Source organism: Pseudomonas sp. MWU13-3659, assembly GCF_023757525.1.
Lineage (GTDB): Bacteria > Pseudomonadota > Gammaproteobacteria > Pseudomonadales > Pseudomonadaceae > Aquipseudomonas > Aquipseudomonas entomophila_E.
Map to the genome: position 1 here is coordinate 103,311 of NZ_JAMSHW010000003.1, position 13,055 is coordinate 116,365.

13 protein-coding genes and 1 pseudogene are annotated in these 13,055 nt (G+C 65.3%); 10 read left to right on the forward strand and 4 right to left on the reverse strand.

Annotation, left to right across the window (positions count from 1 at the left end; translation table 11 throughout):
* Positions 1 to 54: 54 nt before the first annotated feature.
* The 7 genes from NGM28_RS05510 to NGM28_RS05540 all read left to right on the forward strand — a co-directional run bounded on the left by NGM28_RS05510 (position 55) and on the right by NGM28_RS05540 (position 6,553).
* The gene (locus tag NGM28_RS05510) at positions 55 to 240 is read left to right on the forward strand and encodes a CbtB domain-containing protein (protein ID WP_011533637.1); all 186 of its coding nucleotides are present in this window, start codon (positions 55 to 57) and stop codon (positions 238 to 240) included.
* A gap of 10 nt (positions 241 to 250) precedes the next feature.
* Positions 251 to 946, forward strand: a complete 696-nt coding sequence (locus tag NGM28_RS05515; RefSeq protein WP_252089012.1) for a CbtA family protein — start codon at positions 251 to 253, stop codon at positions 944 to 946.
* Positions 946 to 1,356 carry a cobalamin biosynthesis protein gene (locus tag NGM28_RS05520; protein ID WP_240065718.1) on the forward strand — a complete coding sequence of 137 codons (411 nt, stop codon included), beginning with the start codon at positions 946 to 948 and terminating at the stop codon, positions 1,354 to 1,356. The genes NGM28_RS05515 and NGM28_RS05520 overlap by 1 nt, the downstream gene beginning before the upstream one ends.
* Before the next feature lie 28 nt (positions 1,357 to 1,384).
* On the forward strand, positions 1,385 to 2,137 hold the full coding sequence (gene cobM / locus NGM28_RS05525; protein WP_252089014.1) for a precorrin-4 C(11)-methyltransferase: 753 nt from the start codon (positions 1,385 to 1,387) through the stop codon (positions 2,135 to 2,137).
* Between the two features lie 66 nt (positions 2,138 to 2,203).
* Positions 2,204 to 2,446 (forward strand): DUF1272 domain-containing protein, encoded by a 243-nt coding sequence (locus NGM28_RS05530; RefSeq protein ID WP_240065720.1) that lies wholly within the window; start codon positions 2,204 to 2,206, stop codon positions 2,444 to 2,446.
* 207 nt (positions 2,447 to 2,653) lie between these two features.
* On the forward strand, positions 2,654 to 3,268 hold the full coding sequence (locus tag NGM28_RS05535; protein WP_252089016.1) for a response regulator transcription factor: 615 nt from the start codon (positions 2,654 to 2,656) through the stop codon (positions 3,266 to 3,268).
* Positions 3,269 to 3,274: 6 nt separating this feature from the next.
* Entirely contained in the window at positions 3,275 to 6,553 is a 3,279-nt protein-coding gene (locus tag NGM28_RS05540; RefSeq protein WP_502943832.1) for a transporter substrate-binding domain-containing protein, read from the forward strand.
* On the opposite strand, the gene NGM28_RS28915 is transcribed toward NGM28_RS05540, so the two are convergent.
* The 3 genes and pseudogenes from NGM28_RS28915 to gntR all read right to left on the reverse strand — a co-directional run bounded on the left by NGM28_RS28915 (position 6,528) and on the right by gntR (position 9,121).
* Positions 6,528 to 7,022: a methyl-accepting chemotaxis protein gene (locus NGM28_RS28915; protein ID WP_373694308.1), complete on the reverse strand. Its 495-nt coding sequence runs from the start codon at positions 7,020 to 7,022 to the stop codon at positions 6,528 to 6,530. The genes NGM28_RS05540 and NGM28_RS28915 overlap by 26 nt on opposite strands.
* 42 nt (positions 7,023 to 7,064) lie before the next feature.
* Positions 7,065 to 7,847: pseudogene (locus NGM28_RS28920) on the reverse strand (PAS domain-containing protein); the annotation flags it as partial.
* Positions 7,848 to 8,101: 254 nt separating this feature from the next.
* Positions 8,102 to 9,121 (reverse strand): HTH-type transcriptional regulator GntR, encoded by a 1,020-nt coding sequence (gene gntR / locus NGM28_RS05550; protein ID WP_240065724.1) that lies wholly within the window; start codon positions 9,119 to 9,121, stop codon positions 8,102 to 8,104.
* A gap of 208 nt (positions 9,122 to 9,329) precedes the next feature.
* Here gntR and NGM28_RS05555 point away from each other — a divergent pair, with 208 nt between their 5' ends.
* From NGM28_RS05555 to NGM28_RS05565, 3 genes are all read left to right on the forward strand, one after another.
* Entirely contained in the window at positions 9,330 to 9,869 is a 540-nt protein-coding gene (locus NGM28_RS05555; RefSeq protein WP_240065725.1) for a gluconokinase, read from the forward strand.
* A gap of 114 nt (positions 9,870 to 9,983) precedes the next feature.
* A complete protein-coding gene (locus NGM28_RS05560; RefSeq protein WP_011533627.1) occupies positions 9,984 to 11,336 on the forward strand; it encodes a GntP family permease in 1,353 nt (450 codons plus the stop codon).
* Between the two features lie 108 nt (positions 11,337 to 11,444).
* Positions 11,445 to 11,732: a hypothetical protein gene (locus tag NGM28_RS05565; protein WP_252089019.1), complete on the forward strand. Its 288-nt coding sequence runs from the start codon at positions 11,445 to 11,447 to the stop codon at positions 11,730 to 11,732.
* 41 nt (positions 11,733 to 11,773) lie between these two features.
* Here NGM28_RS05565 and NGM28_RS05570 read toward each other — a convergent pair whose 3' ends face one another.
* Positions 11,774 to 13,024: an OprD family porin gene (locus NGM28_RS05570; RefSeq protein WP_252089021.1), complete on the reverse strand. Its 1,251-nt coding sequence runs from the start codon at positions 13,022 to 13,024 to the stop codon at positions 11,774 to 11,776.
* Positions 13,025 to 13,055 lie beyond the last annotated feature (31 nt).

The following is a 13,055-nucleotide window of genomic DNA, read 5'->3' on the forward strand; positions in this document are numbered from 1 at the left end:
CGCGCTTGCCCGTTGCCCCAATGCCCGACAAAAGCAACAGCAGAGGAACGCGTCATGCCCATCACCAGCACGAAACACAGCATCGCCACCCCCGTCAGCCTCAGCCAGCGCATGATCGTCGCCGTCGGCGCCAGCCTGCTCGGCCTGTGCCTGGTCTACTTCGCCGGTTTCTCGCACATCGAAGCGGTGCACAACGCCGCGCACGACACCCGCCACAGCGCCGCCTTCCCCTGCCACTGAGTACGCCCGCATGATCACGCGCATCGCCCGTACCGCGGGCTTCAGCGGGCTGCTGGCTGCCCTGCTGCTGACCCTCCTGCAAAGCGTTTGGGTGGCCCCCTTGATTCTTCAGGCGGAAACCTACGAGAACGCCGCCCCCGCCGCCGAACACCACGAGCATGGCGAGGCCGCCACGCCCCACGAACATGAGCACAACGCCGAAGCCTGGGCACCGGAGGACGGCTGGCAGCGTGTGCTGTCTACCACAGGCGGCAACCTGGTGGTCGCGATAGGCTTCGCCCTGGTCTTGGCCGCACTGTACAGCCTGCGCGAGCCTGGCCGCGTCAGCACCGGCGCGCTCTGGGGCCTGGCCGGCTTCGCCGTGTTCTGCCTGGCGCCGACCCTGGGCCTGCCGCCCGAACTGCCCGGTACCGCAGCCGCCGACCTGGGCCAACGGCAGACCTGGTGGGTCGGCACCGCCGCCGCCACTGCCGCAGGCCTGGCGCTGCTGGTATTCGCCCGTCACTGGCTGTTCAAGGTGATCGGCGTCGCCCTGCTGGTCATCCCCCATGTCATCGGCGCGCCGCAACCGCCCGTGCATGAGAGCCTGGCGCCGGAAGCCCTTGAGGCGCAGTTCAAGATCGCCTCCTGGCTCACCAATGCCGCCTTCTGGCTGGCGCTGGGGCTACTCAGCGCCTGGCTCTACCGTCGCTCCAGCCACGCTTGATGTCCCTGCATCCCGCTCAGCCGGCGTTGTACGCCGGCTTTGGCTGCCGTCGCGGCTGCCCGGTCGAAACGTTGTCGGTGCTGCTGCGCCAGACCTTGAGCCAGAATGCCCTGCCGCTTTCCTGCCTGCGCGGCATCGCCAGCATCACGCCCAAGGCGCGCGAGCCCGGCCTGCTGGCCTTGGCAGAACGCCTGGGGTTGCCGTTCATCTGTTTCGATGCCCCGCACCTGCTCGGTTTCGAAGCGCAACTCACCCAGCGCTCCGCCGCCGCCTACGCCCAGACCGGCTGCTGGGGCGTCGCCGAAAGCGCGGCACTGGCCCTGGCCGGCCAGGCGTTCACGCCGCCACGCCTGCATATCCCGAGACAGACCCTGGCCGGCGCTACCCTGGCCCTGGCCATCGGCGGATAATCCGCCCTTTCACCTGCAAGGAATCCCCATGACGGTCTACTTCATCGGCGCCGGCCCCGGCGACCCGGAACTGATCACGGTGAAAGGCCAGCGCCTGATTCGCCAGTGCCCGGTGATCATCTATGCCGGCTCCCTGGTGCCCCCTGCGGTGCTCGAAGGGCACACCGCCCAGACCGTGATCAACAGCGCCGAGCTGCACCTGGAGCAGATTGTCGAGGCCATGCGCCAGGCCCACGCCGACGGGCACGATGTGGCCCGGGTACACAGTGGCGATCCCAGCCTGTACGGCGCCATCGGCGAACAGATTCGCCACCTGCGCGAACTGGGCATCGATTACCAGATCATTCCCGGCGTGACCGCGACGGCTGCCAGCGCCGCCCTGCTCGGTTGCGAACTGACCCTGCCCAACGTGGCGCAAACCGTGATTCTCACCCGCTACGGCGACAGCTCGCCGATGCCTCCCGGGGAGCAGTTGGCCGACCTGGCCCGGCACGGCAGCACCTTGGCCATCCATCTGGGGGTCAAGCACCTCGCCCGTATCGTCACCGAGCTGCTGCCCCACTACGGTGCCGACTGCCCTGTCGCGGTAGTGCACCGCGCCACCTGGCCAGACCAGGACTGGGCCAGGGGCACCCTGGCGGACATCGTCGAGCGAGTGGCGGCCAAAGGCTTCCGGCGCACCGCGCTGATCCTCGTCGGCCATGTACTGGGGGATGCCCCCTTCGCCGATTCGGCCCTTTACCGCGCCGGGCACGCCCACCTCTACCGACCTGGCCCGTGAGCCGATTGCCCTCTCGCCTCGCGCCGTAGCACACTGGGGCTTTCCACGCATACCGGAATCCCCATCATGCTCGAACTGCGCCCCAACTGCGAATGCTGCAACAGTGACCTGCCGGCCGAGAGCCCGGACGCCCTGATCTGCTCCTTCGAATGCACGTTCTGCCGCGCGTGCAATGAGCAGCACTTCCACAACCAGTGCCCGAACTGCGGCGGCCAGCTCGTCTCGCGACCAACCCGCACCGGCAAGGCGCTGGGCAACAACCCAGCCTCCACCCTACGGGTGGTCAAAAAGCACGCAGCTTGCGCGTAACCCCCTTCCCAGACAGCCTCAACGAAGGTGTGCCCCAGCCTTCGTTGTAGGACTTTTCAACAAAACAGCTGCGCATATTCAACACACCTATACTCGCCTATTACCAAGGAACCTGAATCCCCGTAAGGTGCGCGCTGCCTACAGCTGACCCGCGAACCGACATTCGACCAGAAACAGGAAGCGGGTCCATCTCAACAGGAGTTACCCATGACATCCGTGCTGTTGGTCGATGACCATCATATTGTCCGGCTGGCCGTGCGCATGCTGCTCCAAGGCGAGCGGTTCACCGTGGTCGGGGAGACTGGAAAAGGCAAGGACGCTGCGCGCCTTGCCGCTGACACCAAGGCAGAGGTGGTGATTCTCGACATTGGCCTGCCCGACCTTGATGGCATGGAAGTGATCAAGCGCCTCAAACTGCTCGAGCCCGCGCCGCGGATCATGGTCCTCACCGGCCAACCCGCCGACCTGTACGTACGCCGCTGCATGGATGCCGGCATCAGCGCCTTCGTCAACAAGGACGAGGACCTCGACGCCCTGGTCTTCGCCCTCAAGGCACTGGTGAAAGGCTACTCGACCTTTCCACAGATGGCAGTAAACGCCAACACCCTGGACAGCGAGAACGAGCGCCTGGGCAGCCTGTCCAACCGCGAGATGGAAGTGCTGCGCCGCCTCTGCGCCGGGCAAAGCAACAAGCTGATCGGCGAGCAGATGAACCTCAGCGCCAAGACCATCAGCACCTACCGTGGCCGGATCCTGGAGAAACTCAAGGCCGAGTCATTGGTGGAAATGGTCGACCTGGCCAAACGCAACAACGTGGTCTGACCAATGATCAGGCGCACCCTGCTGTGCCTGTTGCTGGCCGCGCTGTTACCGCTCCCAGCCTCGGCACAGCCCTCTGGTGAAAGCCGCCACCTGCTGGCGCGTGCGCTGAGCGCCGCGCCGCCACTGACCCTCGACGCGCCTGACCGTCAGTGGCTCGATACGCGCAAGGCCCTGGTGCTCGGCAGTTCACGCCCCGACTACCCCCCCTTCGACATCAACACCAGCCAGGCCGACTACGAAGGCCTCAGCGCCGACTACGCCGGCCTGATCGCCGAACAACTGGGCACTCCCATCGAGATCCGCCGCTACGCCAATCGCGCGCAGGCCATCGCCGCATTGCGGCGCGGCGAGATCGACTTGCTGGGCACCTCCAATGCCTTCGAGGCCAACGATGCCGAGCTCGCCCTCAGCCAGCCCTATGCCGACGACCTGGCGGTGATCGTGTCGCGCCAACGCTCCCCCCTCGGCGAGGACCATACCCTGGCCGGGCGCAAGCTGGCCATGGTCGACCATTACCTGCCACTGCAGGCCGTGCAGCAACTGTACCCCCAGGCCCAGGTCACGCTCTATCGCTCCACCCTGGCCGGTATTGCCGCGGTGGCGCTGGGCCAGGCCGACGCCTACCTGGGCGACGCGATCAGCAGCGACTACATGATCGGCAAAGGCTTCCAGGGCATGGTCAAGGTCGATCACTTCGTCAAAGTGCCAGTCAGCACCTTCGCCTTTGCCCTGGCGCGCGACAACACACGCTTGCTGCACCTGGTGGATACAGCCCTGAACCGTGTCGCCGACAGTGAGCGCCTGAACATCTTGCGACGCTGGACCAGCGGCAGCACCAGCCTGTTGCTCGACCGCCGGCTGGACGCGCTCACCGCCGAGGAGCGCGGCTGGATCGCCACCCACCCGACCATTCGGGTGATGATCAACACGACCCTGGCCCCCTTGAGCTTCACCGACAGCCAGCAGCAGCCTCGCGGCATTGCCCTCGACCTGCTGGAACGGATCAGCCTGCGCACCGGCCTGAACTTCCAGTTCGTCGAGTCCGAGTCCTTCGAGGATATGGTCGACGCCACCACCCAGGGCAAGGTCGACATGATCGGCGCCATCGGTTACGGCAACCACCGCGCCGAACGCCTTCGCTACACCCGCCCCTACATGATCAGCCCACGCGTCCTGGTGATGCGCCAGGACGCCGCGCCGCTGCCTGCGACGCAACCTTTGCGCGGCCAGCGCGTTGCCCTGTTGCGAGGCTCTCCGCTGACCGAGCAACTGCTGCATGACGCGCCCGGCGTGCGTGTGTTCGAAGCGGAGAACCCACTGCAACTGATGGAGGCCGTGGCCAACGGCGATGCCGATGTGGCGCTGAGCTCGCAAATCAACGCGGTCTATTTCATCAACCAGGTGTTCAAGGGCCGCCTGCGGGTCGCCGGGCTTCAAGGCGATGAACCAGCACTTGCCGCCTTTGCCGTGAATCCCGCGCTGCCCCAACTGCAGGGCATCCTCGACAAAGCCCTGCTGAGCATCCCCCCCGACGAGCAGGAACAACTGGTCACCCGCTGGCGCACCAATGCCGTGGTCAGTGACAGCCCCTGGCGCAACTACCGCACACTGGCCCTCCAGGTGCTGGTGCTGGCAGGCGTGCTGCTGGCGGGCGTGGTGTTCTGGAACACCTACCTGCGCAAGCTGATCCGCCAGCGAACCGACGCCGAACGCGCCTTGCAGCAGCAGCTTGCGCTCAGCCGTGGTCTGCTCGAACAGTTGCGCCAGGCGAAGAACGATGCAGAGCTGGCCAGCCAGGCGAAAAGTACTTTCCTGGCAGTGATGAGCCACGAGATCCGCACCCCGATGAACGCAGTGATCGGCCTGCTTGAATTGGCCCTGGAAGACAGCCGTCGAGGCCGCAGCGATACCCAGGCGCTGGAAACCGCCCACGGGTCGGCAATCGGCCTGCTCGACCTGATCGGCGATGTGCTCGATATCTCACGCATCGAATCCGGGCACATGACCTTGCAAGCGGTGGCCACCGACTTGACCGGCCTGGTCAAGGCCACCGTGCGGGTATTCGAGGGCAACGCACGGATCAAAGGTATTCAGCTGCGCGCGACCCTGCCTGACAGGCCCTGCTGGGTGACCGTCGACCCCTTGCGCTTCAAACAGGTGCTGTCGAACCTGTTGAGCAATGCGATCAAGTTCACCGACCAGGGTCAGATCGATGTCACCCTGACAACGAGCGCCTCCAGCAAGCATGGCCTGCAGGTGGCGTTGCAGGTGAAGGATACCGGCAAGGGTATCAGCGCCAGCGACCAGGCTCGGTTGTTCAGCGCCTTCTCCCAGGTGGGGGACCAACAGACCCGACAGGGTGCTGGGCTGGGGCTGGTGATCAGCCGCAACCTGTGTGCATTGATGGGCGGCGAGCTTACCCTGCAGAGCATCGAGGGCCTGGGCACCCAGGTCGATGTCCACCTCAGCCTGGCAACCGCCGACGCCCCGCCCATCGAGTCAGCGGCAGTCACCGTGTCCACGTCCGGCAGCGGCCCGCTGCATGTGCTGGTAGTGGACGACTATCCCGCCAACCTGCTGCTGCTCGACAAACAGCTGCGTTCGCTCGGCCACCGTGTCGCGCTGGCCGACCAAGGCGAGGCAGCTCTGGCGCTATGGCAGGCAAACCACTTCGATGTGGTGATCACCGACTGCAGCATGCCCGTGATGGATGGCCATGAGCTGACCCGCCGGATTCGTGGGCTGGAACGTGAAGGCAAGCTGCCCGCTTGCCGTATCATCGGCGTCACGGCCAATGCCCAGGCCGAGGAGCGGCAACGCTGCCTGGAAAGCGGCATGAACGAATGCCTGTTCAAGCCCATCGGCCTGCAGGCACTCAAGGCGGGCCTGATTCACGCCAGCGCCAATACGCCCACACAACCCAACGTCCAGGCTCGCGCCAGTGGGTTCGACCTTCAGCAATTGCGCCACCTGACCCAGGACGATGCGCAACTGACCCGCAGCCTGCTCCAGCAACTGGCCCAGAGCAATGGCGAAGACCTGCAGGCACTGCTTGCCCTGGGGGCGACCCCTGAACCGGCGACCCTGGCGCCACTGGTACACCGGATCAAGGGTGGCGCCAGGATGCTCAAGGTCAGGACCGTGGTTCAGGACTGTGAAGCGCTCGAGCAGGCCATTGCCCGGCAACAGCCCCTCGACCCGGCGCTCGAACGGCTGCGCGACAGCCTGCAAAGCCTGGAGCGCGAACTGCGCCAAGGCCTCAGTGCAATTGCAGGGTCGAGCTGATCTGGCTGATGGCATCCACCACGTGACGCGAGCCCTGCTGGATCTCCATGATCACCGTGCCGGCCTCATTGGCCAGCTCCACGCCCCGCCCGGTGCGGGTCAGGCTCGACTGCATACTGGCGACCGCGGTCAGTGACAGGTCGTGGTTCTGCCGAACCACGTCGACGATTTCCAGGGTCGCCTTGCTGGTGCGCGCGGCCAGGCTGCGCACCTCGTCCGCTACCACCGCGAAACCACGCCCGTGGTCACCGGCACGCGCTGCTTCGATCGCCGCGTTGAGCGCCAGCAGGTTGGTCTGGTCGGCAATGCCGCGGATGGTCAGGACGATCTGCCCGATCACCTCGGACTGCTTGCTTACCGCATCGATGCTACGCGCAGCCTCGTTGAGCTCGGCGGAAATCTGCTCGATCACCGCCACTGTCTGCTGCACCACCTGGGTGCCCTTGCGCGCACAGGCGTCGGTTTGCACGGAGCTGGCGTGGGCGGCGTCGGCGGCGGTCTGCTGGGTGCTGACCTGGTGGGTGATATCGCTGGCGAACTTGACGACTTTGTACAGCCGGCCCTTGTTGTCGAAGATCGGGTTGTAGGAGGCTTCCAGGTAGACCGTCTGGCCTTGCTTGTTGACGCGCTCGAAACGGTGCGAGTGATATTCGCCGCGATTGAGCGAGGCCCAGAAATCACGGTACTGCGCCGACTCGCGCTCGTGGGGCAGGCAGAACAGCCCGTGGTGGCGCCCCACCACCTCCTCCAGGCGATAGCCCATGGTGTCGAGGAAATTCTGGTTGGCCTTGATCACCCGCCCGGCCGGGGTGAACTCGACCACCGCCATGGAGCGGCCGATGGCCTTGAGCAGGCTTTCGCTCTCGTGCTCCTCGATCACATGGCGGGTGATGTCGGAGGCCACCTTGATCACGCTGGTGACCTGCTGCCGCTCATCGAGCACCGGCATGTAGCTGGCCTCCAGCCACACCTCGCGCCCAGCCTTGTCCAGGCGCTCGAAGGTGCCGCTGATGGCCTTGCCCTGGCCCAGCTCGCGCCACAGCTGCTGGTATTCGGCGCTCTTGGCGTAGGTCGGGTCGCAGAACAACCGGTGGTGCTTGCCGCGAATCTCGTCGGCGTTATAGCCCATCGTCTGGCAGAAATGGTCGTTGGCATCGAGGATGGTGCCGTCGGGGGCAAACTCGATCATGGCCATGGAACGGCTGATCGCGGCAAGCTTCGCTTCCATGCCGGCCAGGGCCTGGCGGGCGCGTTGGATCTCGACCAGATCGGACTTGCGATGGTACTCGAACATGGGCCAGGACTCCTTGTGTCCACGGGATGTTCCTGAGCATAGATCGGCGTTTTAGCCGTGCAAGCGAATTGCTATCACTTTGGGATTAAGCATTTGTGGCCGTTTATCCGATGGGGCGGTTTGGAGATCGCTTTGCAGGAGCGGCTTCAGCCGCGATGCAGACAACGCGGTGCCTGGTACTCGCTTCGCGGGTGATCGCGGCTTAAGCCGCCCCTACAGAAATCGAGCCAAATCTTTGCCATCACCGCCCTGCCTCAAGAACTCTCCCGCACCACCAGCTCGAACCCCATGTCCTGCTGCTCAACCCCTACCCGCTTGCCGTCGAGCAACGCCAGCAGTGCCTGTGCGGCCCCTCGGCCGACGGCGGCACGCGGAGTACGAATCGAAGTCAGTGGCGGCACCATGTAGGCCGAGGCCGGCAGGTCGTTGAAGCCGACCATCGCTACCCGGCGAGGCACTTCGATGCCTTCGCGCAAAGCTTGCAGCACGGCGCCCTGGGCAAGGTCGTCGTTGCAGAAGAAGATGCCATCCACGTCCGGCGCCCGGGCCAACAACTGGCTGAACAAGGCCCCGCCCAGCCCGATCGACGACGGCAGCGGGTCCAGCACCTCGAGCTCCGGTGCCTGCAGGCCGGCATCGGCCAGGGCCTGGCGGAAACCTTCGGCCCGCTGCATCACCCGCGGGTCAAGCTGGGCGGCGATGAACGCAAGGCGCCGCCGGCCACGCTCGATCAGGTGACGCGCAGCGGCGCGCCCGGCCTCATGCTGGGAAAACCCCACCGACAGCGCGTCCTGCCCGCCACCCAGTTCCATCATGTGCACGCATGGCACGCCACTGGCGGCCAGCATCTGCCGCGACGCCTCGCTGCGGTCGAAGCCGGTCAACAACATGCCGCAGGGCTGATAGGCGAGGTAGTTGCGGATCAGGTTCTCTTCCTCGGCAACATCGTAGTGATAGTTGCCGATCAGCACTTCCAGCCCGCGCGGGCGCATCACCTCGTGAATCGCCTCAAGGGTATCGATGAACAACTGGTTGGAGAGCGACGGAATCAACACCACCACCGACTGGCTGCGCGCCGAGGCCAGGGCCCGTGCCGCAGGGTTGGCGACATAGCCCAGGCTGGCCGCGGCGGCCTTGACCTTCTCCACCAGCTCAGGCGCAACCGTGCTGACGCCGCGCAAGGCGCGGGAGGCGGTGATGGGGGAAACCCCGGAAAGCCTGGCGACTTCCGCCAGGGTGGGACGACCAGTGGTGCGCGAGCCGATGCGAGACATGAGTGTTGTAATTTTACTACTTGCAGGAATAGGGAACGGTCACTAAGGTAGCGCTGTCTCAGGACGCAGGCAATGCAATCTTGGTAGCAGCCGTGTGCGATGCGTCCATACTGCCTAGGACAAGATCAATAACACCCGGGAGGGTGGCGCTGGCGGGCTAGACCCGTCATCACCAAGACAGCGCTATCTCACCCAGCAGGAGGTACAGATGAACCCTTCCCTGTCCGCACTCGTGGTCATGGGCGTGGCTGGTTGCGGCAAAAGCTCGATCGGTGCCGCCATTGCCGCCCACAGCGGCGGTCGCCTGATCGAAGGCGATGCCTTCCACCCCGCCGAGAACATCCGCAAGATGAGTGCCGGCATCCCCCTGGATGACAACGACCGTGCTGGCTGGCTGGTACGCCTGGGCGAGGAACTGCAGGCCACCATCGCTGCCGGCGAACGCCCCATCCTGACCTGCTCCGCGCTCAAGCGCCGCTACCGCGACACGCTGCGTACTGCCGTGCCGACCCTGGGCTTCGTGTTCCTCGAACTCACCCCCCAGGAAGCGGAAAAACGCGTGCTCGCCCGCCCCGGCCATTTCATGCCCGCCAGCCTGATCGAAAGCCAGTTCGCCGCATTGGAGGCCCCGCATGGTGAGCCGCTGACCCTGGCCCTGGACGCTACCCGCCCGGTCGCGGCCCTGGCCGAGGCCGTGGATGCCTGGCTAAAGCCTTGCGGTGAGCGGCCCCTGGCGCGAACCGCCTGACCCGGTGGTTTTCCGGCTCACCAAAGACAGCGCTGTCTTGATGACTGACCCCAGCTGACGCTGAACCTGCAAGCAACACCAAAACAACAACGACAAGACCGAGGCTTACGAACCATGTTCGGACTGGCTACTGATACCTACCTGCTGCTCGACGCGATGGTCACCATCGTCGGGCTGATCCTGCTGATCACCCATTTCAAGGTCCACCCCTTCGTCGCCCTCACCCTGGCCGCGGGCTTTCTCGGCCTGACCTCCGGCATGCCGGTGGCCAAGGTGATGAAGTCGTTCCAGGACGGCTTCGGCGGCGTGCTCGGCTTCGTCGGCATCGTCCTGGCCCTGGGCACCATGCTCGGCAAGCTGATGGCCGACTCCGGCGGCGCCGACCAGATCGCCCAGACCCTGATCCGCGCCTTCGGCAAACAGAAAGTGCACTGGGCCATGATGTTCGCCGCGTTCCTGGTGGGCATCCCGCTGTTCTTCGAGATCGGCTTCGTGCTGCTGATCCCGCTGGTGTTCATCGTCGCCCGCCGTTCCGGTGTGTCGCTGGTGAAGATCGGCATCCCGCTGCTGGCCGGCCTGTCCGTGGTGCACGGCCTGGTGCCGCCGCACCCGGGCCCGCTGCTGGCCATCGGCATCTTCCACGCCGACATTGGCAAGACCATCTTCTACGGCCTGTTGGTGGCCCTGCCTACCGCGGTGATCGCCGGCCCCTTGTTCGGTAATTTCATCTCGCGCTACATCCCCGGCAACCCCTCGCAGGAACTGATGGACCAGATCGCCCGCGAGTCGAACCAGAACAACCTGCCGAGCTTCAGCGTAACCCTGCTCACCGTGCTGCTGCCGGTGGCGCTGATGCTGCTCAAGACCTTCGCCGACGTGGTGCTGCCGGCCGAGCATATCGTCCGCCAGTGGATGGACCTGATCGGCCACCCGATCACCGCCCTGCTCGCCGCCCTGCTGCTGGCCTTCTACACCTTCGGCTCGGCGCGCGGTTTCAATCGCCAGCAGATCATGAAGATGCTCGACCAGAGCCTGGCGCCCACCGCCGCGATCGTGCTGATCGTCGGTGCCGGCGGCGGCTTCAAGCAGATGCTGGTGGACACCGGCGTGGGCAACGTGATCGGGCAGATGGCGGTGCAGGCAGAGATCTCGCCGATCCTGCTGGCCTGGTTGGTGGCGGCGGTGATCCGTATCGCCACCGGTTCCGCCACCGTGGCCACCATCACCGGCGCCGGCATCGTCGCCCCCGTGATCGACCTGGTCCCCGGCGTGAACCGTGAGCTGCTGGTGCTGGCCACCGGGGCCGGCTCGCTGATCCTGTCCCACGTCAACGACGCCGGGTTCTGGCTGGTCAAGCAGTACTTCAACATGACCGTGGCCGAAACCTTCAAGACCTGGAGCATGATGGAGACCATCCTCTCGGTGGTCGGCATCATCTTCATCATGCTGCTGTCGATGGTGGTCTGACCGTTCATCGGGGTGATCGCACCTTATCGACACGGATGTGGCCCAAGTGAGACCGAGGCCCTGCGCTGGCAGGGCCTTTTTCTTGCTGTTGTACAGGAGCCTGCCCCGATGAAACCCTACTTCCTGCTGGCCGCCCTGCTCGCCTCCCCGCTGGCCCTGGCGGTCGGGACCGGCACCACCTACCCGGACGACCCCCACAGCCCGGCGCCGCAGCCCGGCGTGGACAGCACCCTCAACCCCATCGAAAAGCCCATGCCACGGGATACCGACCCACGGATCCAGGGCGGCGACCCGGACAACCCCGCGGCGCGGCAGAACGATGGGCGTGACTTGCCGGGGATGGATGACAGCGGCTCGGAGGGGATGGGGCGCGAGGGGAGCCGCGGTAAACCGTGAAGGCCCTTTCGCCGGCGAGCCGGCGAGCAGGGCCGAGCGGATCAGAACAGCTGCCAGGTGTACACCAGGATCAAGCGGTTCTCATCGATATCGCTGCGGTAGTTCGACCGCGCCATGGCGTTCCTCACCCGGATCCCCAGCCCCTTGAGCACCCCGCTCTGCACCGCGTAGCCCAGGTCGATGTCGCGCTCACGGTCCTTGCCCTCGAAACCCTGCCCCGTGTCGACGTTGTTGCCAGTGATATAGCGCACCGTCGCCGTCAGCCCGGGGATGCCCAGGGCGGCGAAGTTGTAGTCGTAGCGCAACTGATAAGAGCGCTCGTCGGTGTAGGCGAACTCGTAGGTCGGCACCTCGTTGCCCAGCGGGGTGATGTTGGCGAACACCCGGGGAAACGGGCTATCGCCGTACATGGCCTGGTAGCCGGCGCCGAAGCTGTGGCCGCCAAGCCGGGCGGTGAACATCGAGAAGAACGCCTGGTTATCGATGTTGCCCAGCAGCGCGTCGCCGTCTTCACGGGCGCTGAAGTAACCGAGGTTGGCGCCCAGTACCCAGTCGCCCACCGGTTTGCTGTGCTTGAAGCCGACAAAACCCTGCTGGTAGATATCCTCCAGCTGGCCGTACCACAGGCTCAAGCTGCTCTGGTTGGCGTTGAAGGCGTAGTCGCCGCCCACATAGTTGAAGGCATCGCTGGCGACCTGGCGCTGGGGCACATGGCCGAGCATGGCGTTGAGCTTGCCGTCGCCCGCTTCGTTGCGCAGGTGGCTGGAACTCAGGTGACCGGTTTGCAGGGTCAGGCCATCGAGTTCAGCGGAACTCAGGCTCACGCCCTGGTAGGTGGGCGGCAGCAGGCGGATATCGCTGAAGGTCAGCACCGGCAGGTTGGGTTGCAGTTCGCCGACACGCAACTCGGTTTTCGACAGCCGCGCCTTGAACGTCGGCGCCAGGCGGCTGTACTCGCCGGCGGCGCGGCCATCGCCATGCACCGGCAGCAGCCCGGTGTTTACCCGGTCCGGGCTGCTGTCGAGCCTGATCCCCAGCAGGCCCAACGCATCCACGCCAAAACCGACGGTGCCAGGGGTATAGCCGGACTTGAAGTCGAGGATAAAGCCCTGGGCCCACTCCTCGGCCTTCGATTGCCGGTTGGTGCCGACGATATCCGAGAAATCCCGGCTGAAGTAATAGTTGCGGGCGCTGAGGCTGGCCTTGGCGTCCTCGAAAAAGCCGCCGTCGGCGGCCAGCAAAGGTTGGCTGAGCAGGCTCAGGCCGATGGCGACACAAGGGGTGTGGTTCATTCCGAAGCTCTCTGATCTTGTTGTTATGTGA

What these genes read in the sequence shown, in the direction of transcription:
- NGM28_RS05510 (WP_011533637.1), top strand. Translation starts at nt 55, where the DNA reads ATGCCCATCACCAGCACGAAACACAGCATCGCCACCCCCGTCAGCCTC.
- NGM28_RS05515 (WP_252089012.1), top strand. Translation starts at nt 251, where the DNA reads ATGATCACGCGCATCGCCCGTACCGCGGGCTTCAGCGGGCTGCTGGCT.
- NGM28_RS05520 (WP_240065718.1), top strand. Translation starts at nt 946, where the DNA reads ATGTCCCTGCATCCCGCTCAGCCGGCGTTGTACGCCGGCTTTGGCTGC.
- cobM (WP_252089014.1), top strand. Translation starts at nt 1,385, where the DNA reads ATGACGGTCTACTTCATCGGCGCCGGCCCCGGCGACCCGGAACTGATC.
- NGM28_RS05530 (WP_240065720.1), top strand. Translation starts at nt 2,204, where the DNA reads ATGCTCGAACTGCGCCCCAACTGCGAATGCTGCAACAGTGACCTGCCG.
- NGM28_RS05535 (WP_252089016.1), top strand. Translation starts at nt 2,654, where the DNA reads ATGACATCCGTGCTGTTGGTCGATGACCATCATATTGTCCGGCTGGCC.
- gntR (WP_240065724.1), bottom strand. Translation starts at nt 9,121, where the DNA reads ATGTCTCGCATCGGCTCGCGCACCACTGGTCGTCCCACCCTGGCGGAA.
- NGM28_RS05555 (WP_240065725.1), top strand. Translation starts at nt 9,330, where the DNA reads ATGAACCCTTCCCTGTCCGCACTCGTGGTCATGGGCGTGGCTGGTTGC.
- NGM28_RS05560 (WP_011533627.1), top strand. Translation starts at nt 9,984, where the DNA reads ATGTTCGGACTGGCTACTGATACCTACCTGCTGCTCGACGCGATGGTC.
- NGM28_RS05565 (WP_252089019.1), top strand. Translation starts at nt 11,445, where the DNA reads ATGAAACCCTACTTCCTGCTGGCCGCCCTGCTCGCCTCCCCGCTGGCC.
- NGM28_RS05570 (WP_252089021.1), bottom strand. Translation starts at nt 13,024, where the DNA reads ATGAACCACACCCCTTGTGTCGCCATCGGCCTGAGCCTGCTCAGCCAA.